This is a genomic window from Turicibacter sp. KK003, assembly GCF_037014675.1.
GTDB lineage: Bacteria > Bacillota_I > Bacilli_A > MOL361 > Turicibacteraceae > Turicibacter > Turicibacter faecis.
This window is the reverse complement of sequence record NZ_CP142738.1, coordinates 2390410-2407053: the sequence shown is the minus strand read 5'-3', so window position 1 is coordinate 2407053 and position 16644 is coordinate 2390410. Positions and strand designations below refer to the sequence as shown.

The following is a 16644-nucleotide window of genomic DNA, read 5'->3' as shown; positions in this document are numbered from 1 at the left end:
TTTGCACATTAATAGCTCATTATTCTAGAAAGTTAGTTAGTAATGATCGGAATAAGGATTAAAGAATTTGATAAATGACTTTTTTTTTACACTACTGGACAATGTATAGTAGTTAATGGTATACTCTATTATGCTTTACACAGTAGATAAGAAGATGTTTCTTTTCATCAATAAATGAGGAGGTTTTAGAAATGAACAGGGTCTCTTTATGTTCAATGGTTGTGATGGGTGCCCTTTTATTGGGGTGTTCGAAGTCACCAGGTGATCTTAATCAGGAGCAATCATCGCTCTCTACGATGACCGAGGCTCAGGCAAAGGAGCTAGCGCTTCAGGAAGTAGGAAGCGGGAGCATTATTGATTTCTCCTATGATCATGACGATAAGTTGCCACATTATGAATTTAAAATTGTGAATGATGGGGTTGAACACGAAGTTGAAATTAGTGCGATTGACGGAAGTGTTTTAAAGCACCAGACAAAAAATCATTCGGAAGCTCCACTCTTAGAAGAGCCACGAGTACGTGAGATTGTCGAAACGTTAGGAAATGGAACGATTGTTCGCGTTCAGTTAGAGAAAGAAGACCATCATGCGAGTTATGAGGTAACAGTGGTTGATGAAACATATACGTATGAATATGAAATTGATGCACGAGATGGTCATGTCATTCATCAAGAAAAAGAATTAATTAATCAGGTGATTGCCCCTAATCAACAGGCGTTAACAATTGATGTCGAACAGGCGAAGTCAATGGCGAGTGCCCAGGTTCAAGGCGGAGTTGTAACGGAAATTTCTTTAGATACTGACGACGGAACTCCCATTTATGAAGTAAATGTTATAGCGAATGGGATAGAGTACGAATATGAGATTAGTGCAGTAGATGGCCAAGTGCTTCGGGCGAGTACAAAATAGACTAAGGTCGAGTTTTCAACGGGTGGCAGCGTCGTGAAGAGGGAGGTTTAATGTAACAGGATTGTTATAGAAGGAAAGATATGAATGCACAATATAAAAAAGGTGTTTTAGAATTATGTGTTTTACGATTAATTAAGCGTCGTGATTTATACGGGTATGAGATGGTACAACAAGTTTCTTTATATATTGAAGTGACTGAAAGTACGATTTATCCACTTCTTCGTCGTTTAACAAAGGAAGGGTATTTGCAGACGTACAATAAGGCGTCGTCAGAGGGACCGACGCGAAAATATTATTCGATGACGGTTGAGGGAGAGGTCTATTTAACGACTCTTTTAAAGGAATGGAATCAGATGGTGGAATCCGTGCAACGATTATTAGAGGAGGGAGACTAAAAGATGGAGATTTTGAATCAGTGGTTAGAGGAACTCGCCGGGGATTTACAACGCATTTCTCCTGAGGATCGGGAGGCCATTTTAGAAAGTTACCGGGAACAAATAAATGAGATGGTGTCTTGTGGGATAAAGGAATCAGATATTTTATCTGAAATTGGTTCTCCAAAGCAGGTAGCCAAAGAAGTTCTTGAGTCGTTTATCGTGGATGAGGAGTTAGAAGAAGAGGTAAAGGTTTGGAAAGGTCCCTCTCGGGAAACGAATCACGGTAAACAATTGTTTGGGGTTGCGGTGATGGGGATTTGTCTTTTTATTGCTTGCTGGTCATTTCTTATGATGCTTCGTTTAGTGATCGGAGGCTTTTTTATCTCACTAATCTCGTTGGGATTAATGATTGCTCTCTTTTTCGCCGCCATCGTGGCCTTTAATTTAGCAATTGCTTCAGGATATGTTGGGTGGTTAGTTTGGAATCGGGAAAAAAGAGAACGGGTTAGGAAAAAAGGAATTGAAAGGTATTTAATAGTTTCGAGTGTTGTTGCTATAATAGTGGGAAGTGCGGTCTTTGTTGGGAGTATTTATACGAATCCGTTTTTGAAGCAAGGGGTTTCGGAAGGGGAGTTATTTGACTTGATTGAAGAGAAGTCGCAGGGGATTCTTGATTTTGACGACTTATTTGAGATTGATTTTAGTTAGTTGGAAAGGAAGATAAGTATGATTCGAATTGGACATTCAACGGATATTCATCAACTGGTTGAAGGGCGAAAGTTAATTTTAGGTGGGGTAGAGATAGAGCATTCGAAAGGGTTGCTCGGTCATAGTGATGCGGATGTCTTATGCCATGCGGTGACGGAGGCTATTATCGGGGCATTAGCTAAAGGCGATATCGGAACTCATTTTCCTGATACAGATCCTAAATATAAAGGGGTAGATTCTCGCATTTTGTTGCGTGGGGCTAAGGAAATGTTAGATGAGGCGGGATATGTGCTTGGAAACTTAGATGCAACGATTTATGCTGAGCGTCCGAAAATGCGTCCCCATATTGATGCGATGCGTGCAAATATTGCCGCCGATTTAGGGGCGACGATGGAGCAGGTTAACATTAAAGCCACACGTGGCGAAAAGTTAGGCTTTGTCGGTCGTGAAGAAGGAATTGCGTCAGAATGCGTGGTTCTACTCTTTAAAAAGAATGCCTTGTAAATAAAGTTGAAATAAAAAAGTGATTTTCCAGTTACGGAAAATCACTTTTTTATTAGAATTTGTAACTCTCTTTTAAGGGGTCCCCGTTAGAATGGGAATAACGTTAGTAGTTATCAAAGGTGACAAATATAAGTCGCTTGAACAAAGTGGCAGTTATCCGCTGAGGATACTAGCCGTTAATCAGGAAGGATAACCTTGCAGAAAATGATTTATTAGACGAGCGTCGGTAAATGAATTAATGGATGACGTTGCAAGATAACTTCGGCTTTTTTTATTGCTAGAGCTCCTTAGTCAGTGGACGACGTAAAATAAATAAACTCGCCCAGTTATACTGCTTACCTTTTTTTATTTTTTTCTCTCCCTTCAAAACTTTTTCGACAAAATAATACATATAATAAAAAGCCAGAAATAATCGTAACAATACTTAAGCTTTTTATTACCCTCATATCATTAATATTAAAATTATAAAATCCCATGGTTTGTATAGGTACTCCATAAAGTGAAATTAAAAATATAGTTAGTAAAATAAAATAATCCTTATCATATTTAATTTTACTAACATTAAAAACTTTAAAAAAATATTCTTCTCTCTTTTTTTTCAATATACCACCCACTATACACTTTTTATGAAATTAATTCCAAATAGGGTTAAATTTATTATAAAAATAAAAAATTTAAAAGTAAATATTTTTCCTTTTAGGAGACTAGCCGTTAATCGGGAAGGGTAGCCTTGCAGAAAATGCTTTATTAGACGAGCGTCGGTAAATGAATAAATGGATGACGTTGCAAGATAACTCTGGCTTTTTTTATCGCTAGAGTTCCTTAGTTAGTGGACGACGTAAAATAAATAAACTCACCCATTTATAGCATTTAAATAGTTCCCAACCTTCCTTAGCTAATGAATTCATCGTGTTTTCGAAATTAGTTAATGTTTCCTCTCTTTTATAGAGTTTTTTTAATAGTAGAGGTAAAAAATTTAGGGTAAATAAATTTTTGATATGAATTAATTTATATTCATAGATGATATTTGAACGAGTTTTCTTTAAATACAATTGATGATTAAATAAATCTATTTCAAACAGTTCCCAACCGTCTTTGGCTAACGAATTCATATTAATTTCAAAAATCTTCTTTTTTATTCCATCATAAGTAAACATTCGTTTAATCTGAATGGTCCTATACTCCCTCATCTTACAGCCCCCCTCATCACGTAAAGTTTACTATAATAATATTGGATTTGTCCAATGTTTTATGATGCCACGGGGGACGCTATTAAATGAGGAAGTAGGCTGTCTAAACACGACTATTTAGGCCCTTAACGTTGGGCGATATTTTGGCTATCGAGGTTAGTGACTACTTTTTTGAATGGGTCCTCATTAATGGTTAGCATCAGTATGTCTGATGTTTAAAGTCAGACTAGTTACATGACTGATATTTGATTTGAAAAGAATCTTTTTTAACCGGTTATTGTCTTTTTATCGTCTAGGCTATGTTTCTAATTCCGATGTCCCAAATTTAGTAGAGATAGAACATGATCAAGTAATAGACTTCCTAATAGGGGTGATTCCATAAGATAATGAGATAAAAATTTTAAATTTAAAATAATAGGGTATATCCCCCCAGATTGTAAATAATGATTCTCCTGTTACGAGGAAAGAAGTTATCCACAAGCAACCGAACAGGAGAAAAAAGGGGGGAGAGCCTCTTAGAAAGCTTCCTTTTGTTATGAAGACTTTGTCGTTTTAGCGGGATTTAGGTCTTTCCAATCAGTGGGGGAAGGTGGTGAGAGAATTTTCTTAATCGGGACTCGTGCTTTTTTCGGTGAAAATATTTAATATTTTGTTTCAATCGTATATAATATGAAAAGAATAAAGTAGTATTTTAATTAGGAGGCAAGATTATGACAGTTCGTGTTCGTTATGCACCAAGTCCAACAGGATTTTTACATATCGGAAATGCTAGAACAGCATTATATAATTATTTATTTGCAAAGCACCATGGTGGTGACTTTATTTTACGTATTGAGGATACTGATGTTGAGCGTAATGTAGAAGGCGGAGAAGAATCGCAAATGAACTATTTACGTTGGCTAGGTATTGAATGGGATGAGTCATTTGATGTTGGTGGAGACTACGGGCCTTACCGCCAATTAGAGCGTTTAGATATTTACCGTAAATATGTAGACGAGTTAATTGAAAAAGGATTAGCTTATAAATGCTACTGTACAAGTGAGGAACTTGAAGCTGAACGCGAGGCTATGTCAACTCATGGGCATGATAATATTCATTACTCACGTCGTTGTTTAAATGCGACAGCTGAGGAACGTGCACAGTTAGAAGCACGTGGGGAATATGTTGTTCGTATTAAAGTTCCAGAAAATGAAGTTTATACATTCAATGACATCGTTCGTGGAGAAATTACATTTAACTCATCAGATTTTGGTGATTGGGTCATCATGAAGAGTAATGGAATTCCAACGTATAACTTTGCGGTTGTAGTGGACGATCACTTAATGAAAATTACTCACGTTTTCCGTGGAGAAGAACACATTACAAATACGCCAAAACAAATGATGATTTATCGTGCGTTTGGATGGGATGTCCCAACATTTGCACATATGACGTTAATTGTAAACGAACACGGGAAAAAGTTATCGAAACGTGACAAAGATACGGTGCAATTTATCGAACAATATGCGAACATGGGATATTTACCAGAAGCCTTATTTAACTTTATCGCCTTATTAGGATGGTCTCCAGGAATTGAAGAAGAAATTTTATCACATGAACAATTAGTGGAATTATTCGATGAAAATCGTTTATCTAAATCACCTTCAACGTTTGATAAAGCTAAATTAGCTTACATTAATAATCGCTATATTAAAGTGTTAGACGCTGAAGAATTACTTGAACTTTGTATGCCTCACTTAGTAGAAGCGGGAATCTTAGAAGGGCGTACACACCAATGGGCGGTAGAATTAGTTTCGTTATTCCATGACCGTTTATCATATGGTGCAGAAATCGTTGATTTATACGATGAATTTTTCTCAGAAGAATTAACATTAGATGAAGAAGCACAAGCATTCATTAATCAAGAAGGTATTTCAGCAACATTAAAGGCTTTCAAAGATCAATTAGAATCTTTAGAGGACTTTACAGCAGAAGGGATCCAAGCTTCTGTTAAAGCTGCTGGGAAAGCAAGTGGAGCAAAAGGAAAAATGTTGTTTATGCCTTGTCGAATTGCGACAACAGGTCAAATGCATGGACCAGATTTACCAAAAGCGTTAGCTTTACTTGGAAAAGAAACTGTCGTTTCACGTATTGAAAAATTTATTTAAGAAAAAAACCTCAGAATTTAGGCTCTTTGTCAAATCGTGTGGGTAAATAAAATCTATACATATAATCGGGAGGAATTAGGCCATCTTTTAGACGGCTTGATTCCTCTTCTTTTTTTGTTCAAAAGTGTATTTATGGATAATCAAAATTCTTGCTTTGACTACCCTACCAGTGGAGGAAACATGCTCCGCATGGCAGGTGACCCAGTGATAGAAACTCCGATATCCGAAAGCAATACGTTTAATGACTTTGATGTTATTGTTAATTCCTTCGAGTACTCCATTGGTATAAGGAGTTTTAATTGTATTTTTTACATAGTCTTGATAATGAGTGAGTGTTTTTAAAGCTGTTTTCATTTCGAGTGAAAGCAGGTCAGAGGGGTGTTGAATGGCATGATGAAATATTTCAAGGTTACGAAGTTTAATAGCCTGTTGGACAGTTTGGTAGAAATCATAAGTCTCCTTTAGTTCAGGAGATAAGTCTAGTAAAAAGTCGACAATTTCTTGTTGAGAAACCATCTTTTTAAAACAATTGGAATAGAAGAATTTTGTAGCGTTAAGATCTTCTTGCGCTTTAAGGAGAAGTCGACAATAATGTTTGAATTTATTATAAAACTCTTTATTTTGATTCATGAAACGAATGCGGGTTTTATTAAGGGCACGAGAGACTAGTTGAACGATATGAAATTTATCTAAAACAATCTTAGCCTTAGGGAATACCTCTTTAATGAGTGTCATATAAGGGGCGTACATGTCAATGACGATGTGGGTTACACCTTCACGAGTTTCCTTAGAAAACCGCATAAAATAGTCCTTTAGAGTACTTAAGCGACGGTCTTCAACGATATTAATTAGCTTTCCATTGGACGCATCACAAAAAATGAAGGACATTGCTCCGTTCCCTACCAATGGAGGATACATGCTTCGCATGGCAGGTGACCCTCGGCCGATTTAACCGACTTAAACTCGTCAAAACAAAGAACTTTTGGGAGAGAATTAAAGGGAAGCGGCTGTTCTTCATAGGAAGAATGAATGACGCGGTTAACGGTTGAATGAGAAACGTTAAGCTCACGTGCAATATCTGTTTCGGATTTCTTATGACTAGCTTCTAAAAAGATGGCTTGTTTTACGGGAGTGGAAATAAAACAATTAGGGTTAACAAGAGATGTTTCTAGGGTAAATGTTCGGTCACAATGACGGCATTTATAACGTTGTTTTTTTAAGTCTAGATAAGCATCAAATCCGGAAATTTTGACTAGCTTAATACGTGAAGTTTTGAAGCCGTGTTTAATGATATTTGAGTCAAAAGAATGACCACAGTGGTAGCAATGAGTCGGTTGAAAAGAAAGAGTTCCCAAAATAAGTTTAGAACGAACATTCTTAATCTGAGTTTCTTGGATACAATTTTTTGAAAAAGTAATATTTTTATCTTTTAAATCAAGTAAAGTTGAGATACAATTAGTGTGAGACATAAACCCAATCCTTTCGTGTTTTTTTGGTCGATTACATTGTATAGAATTTGGGACGTTATGTCTCTTTTTTTGTACTTATTTTTTAATTCCAATAAAAGAGGTGTGGGCATCACCCACACCAAATATTATAGAACCAGAATTTAATTCTGAGGTTTTTTCTTTTTAAAGGCGAGAAGGAAAAGGATTAAGTAGAGAGTAGTGATGATAAAGTAAATGACCCACACCAAACGATAAGTTAAATGATCGGCGATAAAACCAGAGATAACAGGACCTAAGGCACTTCCTAGTGTAAAAATCATATTAATAAAGCCGAGATGCATGGAGTAATGATCTTTTCCGAATAAGGCACTTGTTCCATAAGAGGGAAGGAGTGAGGGAAGACACAAACATAGTCCAAACAGGGCGGCAAAGATGAATAGAAGTGAGGGGTAAAATCCAAAAATGAGGCAAAGATAACCGATAAGCGCCATGGAAACAAAGGAGGCGATTGATGTTCTTAATCCGAGTTTATCGAAAACGATTCCGCCAACTAAGCTCCCGATGAGGGCGAAGATAGCTTGCGTAGAACCTACATTAGCATTAAAGCTTAGGGGATGGTGAAGACTTGTTAAATACGGTTGAATATGCATCTTTGTTCCCGAAACACTCATTCCTAGAAGAAAAAGCCCCAAAGAAAATAGAATCAATTGAGTGCTCCAATGGATATCGTTGAATGATAATTTTTCTTTTTTCTTCGACTCAATGGTTGCATCAGGTGGCAACGCCATGACTAATAGAGAGAGGGGCAGGCAAACAATTAAGATAATTCCGCCTAAAAGGGCATACGTTGTTTGATAGGTCAGATGATTTAACATCCGCGAGACAACCTGCATCCAAACAAAAGAGCCAGTTCCCGCACCCGCCATCGCAATACCTAAGGCAAATCCTTTTCGATCCTCAAACCAAGAAGTTAGTGCAGTGGCGATTGGAATAGTCGTTAGACACGAGATTCCGATTCCAACAATAATAGCAATCAGATAAAACATCCAGATCGTTTTGGCGAGGGCGTAACAAAAAAATCCTCCACCGGCTAAAATAGATCCAATGGCCATTAATAACTTTAATGGTACTTTTGAAACTAGATGTCCCGTTATGGGGGACATTAGTGCTGTTGTCACAGCCCCAATCGTGAAAATTAAAGAAAATGAGGAAATTGATAAACCTAGATGTTTCGTCACGGGGTCAAGAAAGAGTGAAGTAATATTATTAACGATACTAAACGAGACCGACATAATCAGAAAGCAGGCCATTAGCACGAGATACTTCTGAAATTTCAATTTATTTGACATGGATGTAAACCTCCGAATTCAACCTTTTTATTAGAATGGACGCCTAGGAATGAATTATGTAGCGATGAAAAGGAATAATGAAAATGATTTAAGAATCTTTCAGTTAAACGAAAAAAAGTTATCCACAAGGGACTTTTTTTGCTTTTATTTCAACAGGGGTTAAAGAAAGAAGGTAACTTTGTTTGAAAGGGAGGGCATGTTCTAATACGCGTGTTGAGTTTTTTCTCAATGTAAAGTAAAAGACGATTAACCTTGTTGTTGAAGAAGGTTAATCGTCGGGAGAGAACCGTTTAATTTCTAACGGCAATGGCCTCGATTTCAATTTTAACTTCTCGAGGAAGTTTAGCAACCTGCACACATGAACGGGTAGGTTTATGTGAGTGAAAGTATTGGCCATATACTTCATTGACAATTGAAAAATCGTTCATATCGGTTAAAAAAATCCCACATTTCACTACATTATGAAGCGAGTACCCCGCTTTTGTTAAAATGGCGTCAATATTCTTTAAACATTGGTGCGTTTGCGTAGCAACATCATCGGCAATAACTTCCATCGTTTGAGGATCAAGAGGTATTTGTCCAGAAATATAGAGGGTGTTGTTGACCTCGATAGCTTGTGAATAAGGTCCGATAGCTTGGGGTGCAGCGTTTGTTGAAATAATGTTCATTAAAATTCCTCCTTTTTAAGACAAGAGTGATGAGAATATCTCCCATCATTTTATAATAACATAGTCCTATAAATAGTGTGGTTTATTGGGGGCAAATTAATAGGCAAAAGAATAAGATAAGCTAGAAGTGCGAAAATAAAGGGGAATAATAATTGATTTATTGGAGGAATTTGAAATGGAAAATGTAACCTTTCAAATGGTCATTGAGGCGGCTAGAGAGTTAAAGGGAATCATTAAAGAAACTGATTTTTGTTATGCAGAAACGTTGAGTGGATTGACAAAGGGGGAAATCTATTTAAAGCTTGAAAACCTACAACAATCGGGATCGTTTAAAATTCGAGGGGCTTATAATAAAATGGTTCATTTAACAGAGGATGAGAAAAAAAGTGGTGTTGTAGCTTCAAGTGCTGGAAATCACGCGCAGGGGGTGGCCATTAGTGCAAGCAAATTAGGTCTTAAGTCCACCGTCGTGATGCCTAAGAATGCACCTTTCGCAAAAATTTCGGCGACGCGTAAATATGGGGCAGAAGTGGTGTTAGAGGGGGATGTTTATGACGAGGCCTACCAAAAAGCATTAGAAATTAAAGAGGCGACTGGCGCAACCTTTGTTCATCCGTTCAATGATCCGTATGTCATTGCAGGTCAGGGGACGATTGGTCTAGAGATGTTAAAGGAACAACCGGATTTAGATGTGGTGTTAGTTCCTATCGGTGGAGGGGGGATCGCGGCAGGGATAGCATTAGCGGTAAAAACGATTAATCCCAAAATTCGTGTGATCGGGGTACAAACAGAAAATGCACCTTCTATGTATGAATCGGTTCGATTAGGAAAGATAGAAAAAGTTAATATTCATCGAACCATTGCTGATGGCATCGCAGTTGGTAGACCGGGAGATTTGACGTTTCCCCTTATTTGCCGCTATGTAGACGAAATCGTGACAGTGACTGAAACAGAAATTTCTCAAGCATTTTTATTTCTTCTTGAAAATTGTAACCTAGTGTGCGAAGGCGCTGGTGCCGTTCCAGTTGCGGCGTTATTATCCGGTCATCTAGATGTTAGAGGTAAAAAGGTAGGGGCCGTTCTCTCAGGGGGAAATATAGATATTAATTTAATTGAAAGTATTATTAATCATGCGATGATTACAACCGGCCGTCGAACAGAAATTAAAGTTTTATTAAATCACCGGGCAGGAGAGCTAAGTCTCTTTTTAGATACTATAGCGAAAGAATTCGGAAATGTGTTGGTTATTCATCAAAATCGTCATAAGGAAGGATTATCGATGTATCAATTAGAAGTATCGGTTGTTATTGAGACGATTGATGAAGAACATAAAAAACGCGTCATTGAAAAATTATTAGAGGCAAATTATGAGATTGAGTATACAAACTAGCAAAGTTTGGTGAAATATATTAAAATGAAGATATCGTTTCGGAAGATAGGAGTTGGGACCTGTAATGTTAATTTATAATACGTATACGCGTCAGAAAGAGGAATTTAAGCCGATTGAAGAAAATAAGGTCAAGATGTATATTTGTGGACCAACTGTTTATAATTATGTTCACATCGGAAATGCACGTCCAGTTTTATTTTTTGACCTTGTTCACCGCTACTTTAATTATCTAGGATACGAAGTAGATTATGTCTCTAATGTGACAGATGTGGATGATAAGATTATTAATCGTGCGATTGAAGAAGAGGTAACAGAGGCAGAAATTGCGAAAAAGTATTTAGAATACTTTTTAGAGTGTAATCAACTTTTGAATGCCTTACCGTTTAATAAAATGCCTAAAGTCACGGAAAATATGGAAGAAATGATTGATTTTATTCATGCGTTAGTTGAGCGAGGGTATGCGTACGCAGTAGAGGGTGACGTTTATTTCCGTATCGATAAGGTTCGGGAGTATGGACAATTATCAGGTAAAAGGATAGAAGAATTAGAAGTTGGTGCACGTATTGCAGAAGACTCTAAAAAGGAAAATCCTTTAGACTTTGTTTTATGGAAAAAAACAGATAAGGGAATTACTTGGGATTCACCGTGGGGAGCAGGTCGCCCAGGATGGCATACAGAATGTGTCGTTATGATTCAGAAAGAATTTAAAGGTAAGATTGATATTCATGGAGGCGGAACAGATCTTCAATTCCCTCACCACGAAAATGAAATTGCGCAGTCATTATGTATGCATGGTCACAGTATAGCGAATTATTGGATGCACGTAGGACGTTTAGGTCTTAATAACGAGAAAATGAGTAAATCTTTAGGAAATGTGATTAATGTTAAAGATTTAATTGAGAAAATTGATGCTAATGCGTTTCGCCTATTTATGTTGTCGGTTCACTATCGTCAACCGATCAACTACACAGAGGAAAATATCCAGTTAGCGATGAAAGAGTGGCAAAAAATTAAAACAACGTTTAATCAGTTGCATCTGAAACTTGATGTGGCGGAGGCGCTAGATGTGAAAGAGGAAAAAGTCGACGCAATAGCGGCGTTAATGCAACAATTTACGGACGCGTTAGAGGATGACTTCAATACATCAAATGCTATTACAAGTTTATATGGAGTGGTTAAAGAAGTGAATAAGATGATGCGTGCGAAGGTTAGCGAAGGAGCCTATAAATATGCGCTGATGACTCTTCAAAATATGACGTATATTTTTGGTTTTGATTTGAAGAAAAAGCGTCTAACCTCTGAAGAAAGAGACTTGTTCAAGTCTTGGGAAGCTGCTAGAAAGGCGAAAGACTTTACGCAGGCTGACGCATTAAGAGAAAGATTACAGGCTTTAAATGTCATTTAAAATACGTTATGATAAAAAAGGTTCCATTTGAAAAGGTGGAATCTTTTTTATGTGGCTTAAGAAAATAAGGGCGTGATTGGGATAGAAAACAGGGTCGAAAAATGACTTTTTTCGCTGAAAAGCATTGAATCTAAGAAAGTGAGGGTAAAAAAATGCTTTTTCGTTAAAGCGGGAAAATTTAGTGTATAATAATGACGAGATTAGAAAAGGCGTGTGAGACAATGGAAGTAAAGCAAATGAATAGTACAATGTTGGCCTTTGTAGGGGATTCGTACTATGATTTAAGAATTCGAGAGACGTTGTGCCGAATGGGAATTAATAAACCTAAACGTCTGCATCAATTAGCGGTAAAGTATGTTTCTGCGCATGCTCAGGCAGCAACGTTAACCTACTTAATAGAAAATAATTTATTGAATGAGAAAGAAGTAGAGGTTGTAAAAAAGGGACGGAATACAAAGAGTCGATCAGTTCCTAAAAACACGGATGTTTTAACTTATACACACTCAACAGCTTTTGAAGCGTTGATTGGATATTTATATTTAACTAATCAGATGCAACGATTAGACGAGATTATTTCCTATAGTATTGAATCTAAGGGTGAGGTGACGAAATAATGAGCAAGTATCATAAAGGGAAAAAGAATGATCAAAACCCTAAACGCATGAATAAAAAAGAGGCGAAGCCAATGAATAAAAAAGATAGTGGACGCGAAGTCGTTTACGGAAAGAATACAGTAAACGAGGTTTTATCTTCAAATCGTAAAATATTTGAAGTTGTCGTCGCGGATGCGGTGTCTAAAAACGATGTGAAATTAATGGATTTATTGGCCGAGAGAAATATTACGTGCCGCGTGCTTCCTAAACAAAAATTTGAACAAGTTGTAAAGGATAAGTACGATGTTAAGGGAAATCATCAAGGTGTTTTAGCCATCGTAGAACCTTATGGATATCTTCCATTAGCAGACTTGATCCAAAGGGCGACTAATAAGGACGAACCGGCTTTTATTATTATTTTAGACGGCCTGGAGGATCCGCATAATTTAGGTGCGATTCTTCGAACTGCTGATGCGGCAGGGGTCGATGGAATCATTATTCGTAAAGACCGAGCTGTTGGGTTGACGAGTACGGTAGCTAAATTATCAACGGGTGCTATTGAACATGTTCCAGTTGCGTGTGTTTCGAATTTAACAGTTGCAATTAATCAGTTAAAGGAAGCGGGGCTTTGGATAGCTGGAACAGATGCTAACGAAGCACAAGACTATCGAACGTTAGATGCGCAATTACCTTTAGGTCTTGTAATAGGTAGCGAAGGAAAGGGAATTAGTCGTCTGGTTCGTGAAGCTTGTGATTTTAAAGTCTATTTACCGATGAGAGGTCATGTTACCTCGTTAAATGCGTCGGTCGCTGCTGCATTACTGATGTATGAAATTTATAATAAGAGAAATCCGATAAAATAGTGTCCTAGGAGGGATATGGTGAAGGTTAAGTGTAGTGATTATGAATTGGTACGTTTAGTTCGAGAACAAGATAAAGTTGCTTTGGATACACTCATCAAGAAATACTCACTGTTAATAAAAAAAATAGCCTATTCTTATCGTGGAATCGGTATAGATCCTGAAGATTTTTTTCAAGAAGGGCAATTAGCCTTCATCCAGTCTATTTACACCTATGACCAAGAGGCAGAGTTTAGTTTTTATTCTTATTCAATGACATGTGTAAGAAATGCGATTATAACAGAGTATCGTCGGGTTAAAAGAAGCGCCGGTCTGGATTTATTGACGGATTATAGCACAACAGAAGTTTGTGTTGTAGCGGAGTCACAGGCATCCTATTTAGATCGAGGGTATTTTAACTTAGATGAAAAATTATTTATGGAGTACGCCTTTAAAAAAGAAGGATTTTTATCCGATTTTGAAAAAATGTGTTTGAAATATTATTTGTTAGATAATACTTATATTGAGATAGCACAAATGTTAAGTGTGCCTCCTAAAAAAGTAGATAATGCTTTACAACGTTGTAAAATGAAATTAAAGGCATTAAATAAAAATAGTTCATCTACTGGGCAATATTGTTAGTTTTATTGACAATAGAAGATGTTTTTGATAGAGTAAATAGAGTTACGAAATAAGAAATTGTGAGGTTAAATCATGCGCACAAAAATAATTTTAGCTTGTGATGAATGTTTAAGTCGCAACTATTCAACCGTAAAAAATAAACAAACACACAATGAACGTCTTGTAGTTAAAAAATTCTGCAAGCGTTGTGGGAAACATACAATGCACAAGGAAACTAAATAAAGTTGGTATAGGGGGCCACAGGATGAGTCAGGTAAAAGGTTTTTTTAAAGGTGTGTCTGCTGAATTAAAGAAGATAACTTGGCCGACAGAGAAGGAGATGAAAACTTACACAGTACAAGTAATGTGTTTCGTTATTGTGTTATCAGTTTTCTTCTTCGCTGTTGACTTAGTGATTTCCCAAGTAATCGGGTTACTTGGATAGGAGGTCATATTAGTGGAAAAACGTTGGTATGTTGTTCAAACGTATGCTGGTTATGAAAATAAGGTAATGACCAATTTGTTAAAGCGTATTGAAACAATGAATATGCAAGAAAAAATCTTTCGAGTATTAATTCCGGAAGAAAAAGAAGTTAAAATTAAAGATGGTGTCCGTAAAGAAAAATTAAAGAAAACTTTTCCTGGATACGTTCTTGTTGAAATGATCGATACTGATGATTCTTGGTACATGGTACGTAATACACCAGGTGTTACGGGATTCTTAGGATCAAGTGGTAAGGGAACACGTCCAGTGCCACTTCCAACTGAAGAAATCACACCGATTCTTAAAAAGATGGGAATTACAAGCGTGGAAGTTTCAGTTGATATTGAAGTAGGTCAACAAGTATTAGTTGCAGCGGGTCCTTTCTCAGGGCAAGTTGGAAAAATTGAAACAATCGACAAAGAACATGGTAAGGTAAGTGTATTAGTGGATTTATTTGGACGTGAAACGCCAGTAGAATTGGATTTCGGACAAATTTGTGAAGTCGAATAAAAAAAATCCTTGCGAAAAATAAAAAAAGGTGATAAACTAGCGTAGTCGATATGAGATTCATATCAAGTGGGAGGGTGAAACACCCAAATAACCACATCACGGACTTAGAGGAGGTGTGTCGCGTGGCAAAAGCAGTAAAAAGTATTATTAAATTACAAATTCCTGCAGGAAAAGCAAATCCAGCTCCACCAGTAGGTCCAGCATTAGGACAAGCCGGTGCGAACATTCAAGGATTCTGTCAAGAATTCAATGAACGTACACGTGAACAAATGGGAAGTATTATCCCAGTAGTAATCACAGTTTATGAAGATCGTTCATTTACATTCGTTACAAAAACTCCACCAGCATCAGACTTATTAAAAAAAGCGGCTGGAATTCAAAGTGGATCAGCTTTACCTCATAAAGAGAAAGTTGCTACTTTAACTAAAGATCAAATTCGTGCAATCGCTGAGCAAAAAATGCCAGACTTAAACGCGAATACAGTAGAAGCTGCAATGCGTATTATTGAAGGTTCTGCAAGACAAATGGGAATCGTTGTAGAAGACTAATCTACCGTTTTAGGTTGTAGATTACAACCTAAATCTGTGGGAGGAGATTCCGTTAACCACAATTTAGGAGGTATTTGAGATGGCTAAAAAAGGTAAAAAATTCATCGAAGCCAAAAAATTAGTTGATTCTACTACTTTATACTCTGTAGAAGAAGCTGTTGAGTTAGTTAAAAAAACTAATGTTGCTAAATTTGACGCAACTGTAGATGTAGCTTTCCGTTTAGGAGTTGACCCACGTAAAGCGGATCAACAAATTCGTGGAGCTATGGTATTACCTCACGGAACTGGTAAAGATCGCTCAGTTTTAGTTTTCGCTAAAGGTGAAAAAGCTAAAGAAGCTGAAGCGGCTGGAGCAGACTTCGTAGGAGATAGCGATATGATCAATAAAATTCAACAAGGTTGGATGGATTTTGATGTAGTAGTAGCTACTCCAGATATGATGGCTGAAGTTGGTAAATTAGGACGCGTGTTAGGTCCACGTGGTTTAATGCCAAACCCTAAAACTGGTACAGTTACAATGGACGTAACAAAAGCAGTTAATGAAATCAAAGCTGGTAAAGTTGAATACCGTGTTGATAAAGCTGGTAATGTTCATGTTCCAATTGGAAAAGTATCATTCGATAACCAAAAGTTAATCGAAAACTTCAAAGCTATTTTTGGTACTATCTTAAAAGCTAAACCATCTGCAGCTAAAGGAACTTATGTGAAAAACATTGCTGTTTCTTCAACAATGGGTCCTGGTATCAAAGTTGCATCTGAATCATTAGAAAAATAATTTTTTCTTTTTGATAATTGAATAGAATTACCGTAGACAGTAGGGGCCTTGGGCTTAATGTCCTACCGAGGTTTTGGATATATATACTATTTATTTTCATGCCTTAGTTATACCCTTCTGTCCACAACTTAATGGATATAAGGGTTTTTCTACGGACTAATAACGAATATAGGAGGTGTG

General features: G+C 37.0%; 21 protein-coding genes and 1 other annotated feature. Of the genes, 15 read left to right on the top strand and 6 right to left on the bottom strand.

Annotation, left to right across the window (positions count from 1 at the left end):
* Positions 1-191 precede the first annotated feature (191 nt).
* The 4 genes from VXM77_RS11730 to ispF all read left to right on the top strand — a co-directional run bounded on the left by VXM77_RS11730 (position 192) and on the right by ispF (position 2497).
* The gene (locus VXM77_RS11730) at positions 192-908 is read left to right on the top strand and encodes a PepSY domain-containing protein (protein ID WP_338506433.1); all 717 of its coding nucleotides are present in this window, start codon (positions 192-194) and stop codon (positions 906-908) included.
* An 80-nt stretch (positions 909-988) separates the two neighbouring features.
* The gene (locus tag VXM77_RS11725; RefSeq protein ID WP_161831800.1) at positions 989-1303 is read left to right on the top strand and encodes a PadR family transcriptional regulator; all 315 of its coding nucleotides are present in this window, start codon (positions 989-991) and stop codon (positions 1301-1303) included.
* A gap of 3 nt (positions 1304-1306) precedes the next feature.
* Positions 1307-1993, top strand: coding sequence for a DUF1700 domain-containing protein (locus VXM77_RS11720; RefSeq protein WP_338506429.1), 687 nt, complete (start codon positions 1307-1309; stop codon positions 1991-1993).
* An 18-nt stretch (positions 1994-2011) separates the two neighbouring features.
* Entirely contained in the window at positions 2012-2497 is a 486-nt protein-coding gene (ispF, locus tag VXM77_RS11715) for a 2-C-methyl-D-erythritol 2,4-cyclodiphosphate synthase (RefSeq protein WP_161831798.1), read from the top strand.
* A 335-nt stretch (positions 2498-2832) separates the two neighbouring features.
* Here ispF and VXM77_RS11710 read toward each other — a convergent pair whose 3' ends face one another.
* Positions 2833-3099: a hypothetical protein gene (locus VXM77_RS11710; protein WP_161831797.1), complete on the bottom strand. Its 267-nt coding sequence runs from the start codon at positions 3097-3099 to the stop codon at positions 2833-2835.
* 210 nt (positions 3100-3309) lie between these two features.
* Positions 3310-3687: a hypothetical protein gene (locus VXM77_RS11705; RefSeq protein ID WP_338506426.1), complete on the bottom strand. Its 378-nt coding sequence runs from the start codon at positions 3685-3687 to the stop codon at positions 3310-3312.
* Between the two features lie 710 nt (positions 3688-4397).
* Here VXM77_RS11705 and gltX point away from each other — a divergent pair.
* The gene (gltX, locus tag VXM77_RS11700; protein ID WP_262950114.1) at positions 4398-5834 is read left to right on the top strand and encodes a glutamate--tRNA ligase; all 1437 of its coding nucleotides are present in this window, start codon (positions 4398-4400) and stop codon (positions 5832-5834) included.
* Positions 5835-5921: 87 nt separating this feature from the next.
* Here the strand turns inward: gltX and VXM77_RS11695 are convergent, their stop codons facing one another.
* The 4 genes from VXM77_RS11695 to VXM77_RS11680 all read right to left on the bottom strand — a co-directional run bounded on the left by VXM77_RS11695 (position 5922) and on the right by VXM77_RS11680 (position 9299).
* A complete protein-coding gene (locus VXM77_RS11695) occupies positions 5922-6761 on the bottom strand; it encodes an ISL3 family transposase (protein WP_338506422.1) in 840 nt (279 codons plus the stop codon).
* Positions 6734-7303: a transposase family protein gene (locus VXM77_RS11690; protein WP_338505899.1), complete on the bottom strand. Its 570-nt coding sequence runs from the start codon at positions 7301-7303 to the stop codon at positions 6734-6736. The genes VXM77_RS11695 and VXM77_RS11690 overlap by 28 nt, the downstream gene beginning before the upstream one ends.
* A gap of 140 nt (positions 7304-7443) precedes the next feature.
* Positions 7444-8631: an MFS transporter gene (locus VXM77_RS11685; protein ID WP_338506420.1), complete on the bottom strand. Its 1188-nt coding sequence runs from the start codon at positions 8629-8631 to the stop codon at positions 7444-7446.
* Between the two features lie 290 nt (positions 8632-8921).
* Positions 8922-9299, bottom strand: coding sequence for a RidA family protein (locus VXM77_RS11680; RefSeq protein WP_161831776.1), 378 nt, complete (start codon positions 9297-9299; stop codon positions 8922-8924).
* Positions 9300-9474: 175 nt separating this feature from the next.
* On the opposite strand from VXM77_RS11680, the gene ilvA reads away from it, so the two are divergent.
* The 10 genes from ilvA to rplA all read left to right on the top strand — a co-directional run bounded on the left by ilvA (position 9475) and on the right by rplA (position 16464).
* Positions 9475-10689: a threonine ammonia-lyase gene (ilvA, locus tag VXM77_RS11675; RefSeq protein WP_161831775.1), complete on the top strand. Its 1215-nt coding sequence runs from the start codon at positions 9475-9477 to the stop codon at positions 10687-10689.
* A gap of 64 nt (positions 10690-10753) precedes the next feature.
* Positions 10754-12094 carry a cysteine--tRNA ligase gene (gene cysS / locus VXM77_RS11670; protein ID WP_161831774.1) on the top strand — a complete coding sequence of 447 codons (1341 nt, stop codon included), beginning with the start codon at positions 10754-10756 and terminating at the stop codon, positions 12092-12094.
* 191 nt (positions 12095-12285) lie between these two features.
* Positions 12286-12708: a ribonuclease III domain-containing protein gene (locus VXM77_RS11665; protein WP_237658909.1), complete on the top strand. Its 423-nt coding sequence runs from the start codon at positions 12286-12288 to the stop codon at positions 12706-12708.
* Complete coding sequence (gene rlmB / locus VXM77_RS11660; RefSeq protein WP_161831773.1) at positions 12708-13550, top strand: 23S rRNA (guanosine(2251)-2'-O)-methyltransferase RlmB; 843 nt, start codon at positions 12708-12710, stop codon at positions 13548-13550. The genes VXM77_RS11665 and rlmB overlap by 1 nt, the downstream gene beginning before the upstream one ends.
* Positions 13551-13568: 18 nt before the next feature.
* Complete coding sequence (locus tag VXM77_RS11655; RefSeq protein ID WP_161831772.1) at positions 13569-14168, top strand: sigma-70 family RNA polymerase sigma factor; 600 nt, start codon at positions 13569-13571, stop codon at positions 14166-14168.
* 72 nt (positions 14169-14240) lie between these two features.
* The gene (gene rpmG, locus VXM77_RS11650; RefSeq protein ID WP_161831771.1) at positions 14241-14390 is read left to right on the top strand and encodes a 50S ribosomal protein L33; all 150 of its coding nucleotides are present in this window, start codon (positions 14241-14243) and stop codon (positions 14388-14390) included.
* Positions 14391-14412: 22 nt separating this feature from the next.
* Complete coding sequence (secE, locus tag VXM77_RS11645) at positions 14413-14592, top strand: preprotein translocase subunit SecE (protein WP_161831770.1); 180 nt, start codon at positions 14413-14415, stop codon at positions 14590-14592.
* Between the two features lie 12 nt (positions 14593-14604).
* A complete protein-coding gene (gene nusG / locus VXM77_RS11640; RefSeq protein WP_161831769.1) occupies positions 14605-15141 on the top strand; it encodes a transcription termination/antitermination protein NusG in 537 nt (178 codons plus the stop codon).
* A 122-nt stretch (positions 15142-15263) separates the two neighbouring features.
* Positions 15264-15689 (top strand): 50S ribosomal protein L11, encoded by a 426-nt coding sequence (rplK, locus tag VXM77_RS11635; protein ID WP_161831768.1) that lies wholly within the window; start codon positions 15264-15266, stop codon positions 15687-15689.
* Between the two features lie 79 nt (positions 15690-15768).
* Positions 15769-16464: a 50S ribosomal protein L1 gene (rplA, locus tag VXM77_RS11630; RefSeq protein ID WP_161831767.1), complete on the top strand. Its 696-nt coding sequence runs from the start codon at positions 15769-15771 to the stop codon at positions 16462-16464.
* A 12-nt stretch (positions 16465-16476) separates the two neighbouring features.
* Positions 16477-16623, top strand: a sequence feature (ribosomal protein L10 leader region).
* Positions 16624-16644 lie beyond the last annotated feature (21 nt).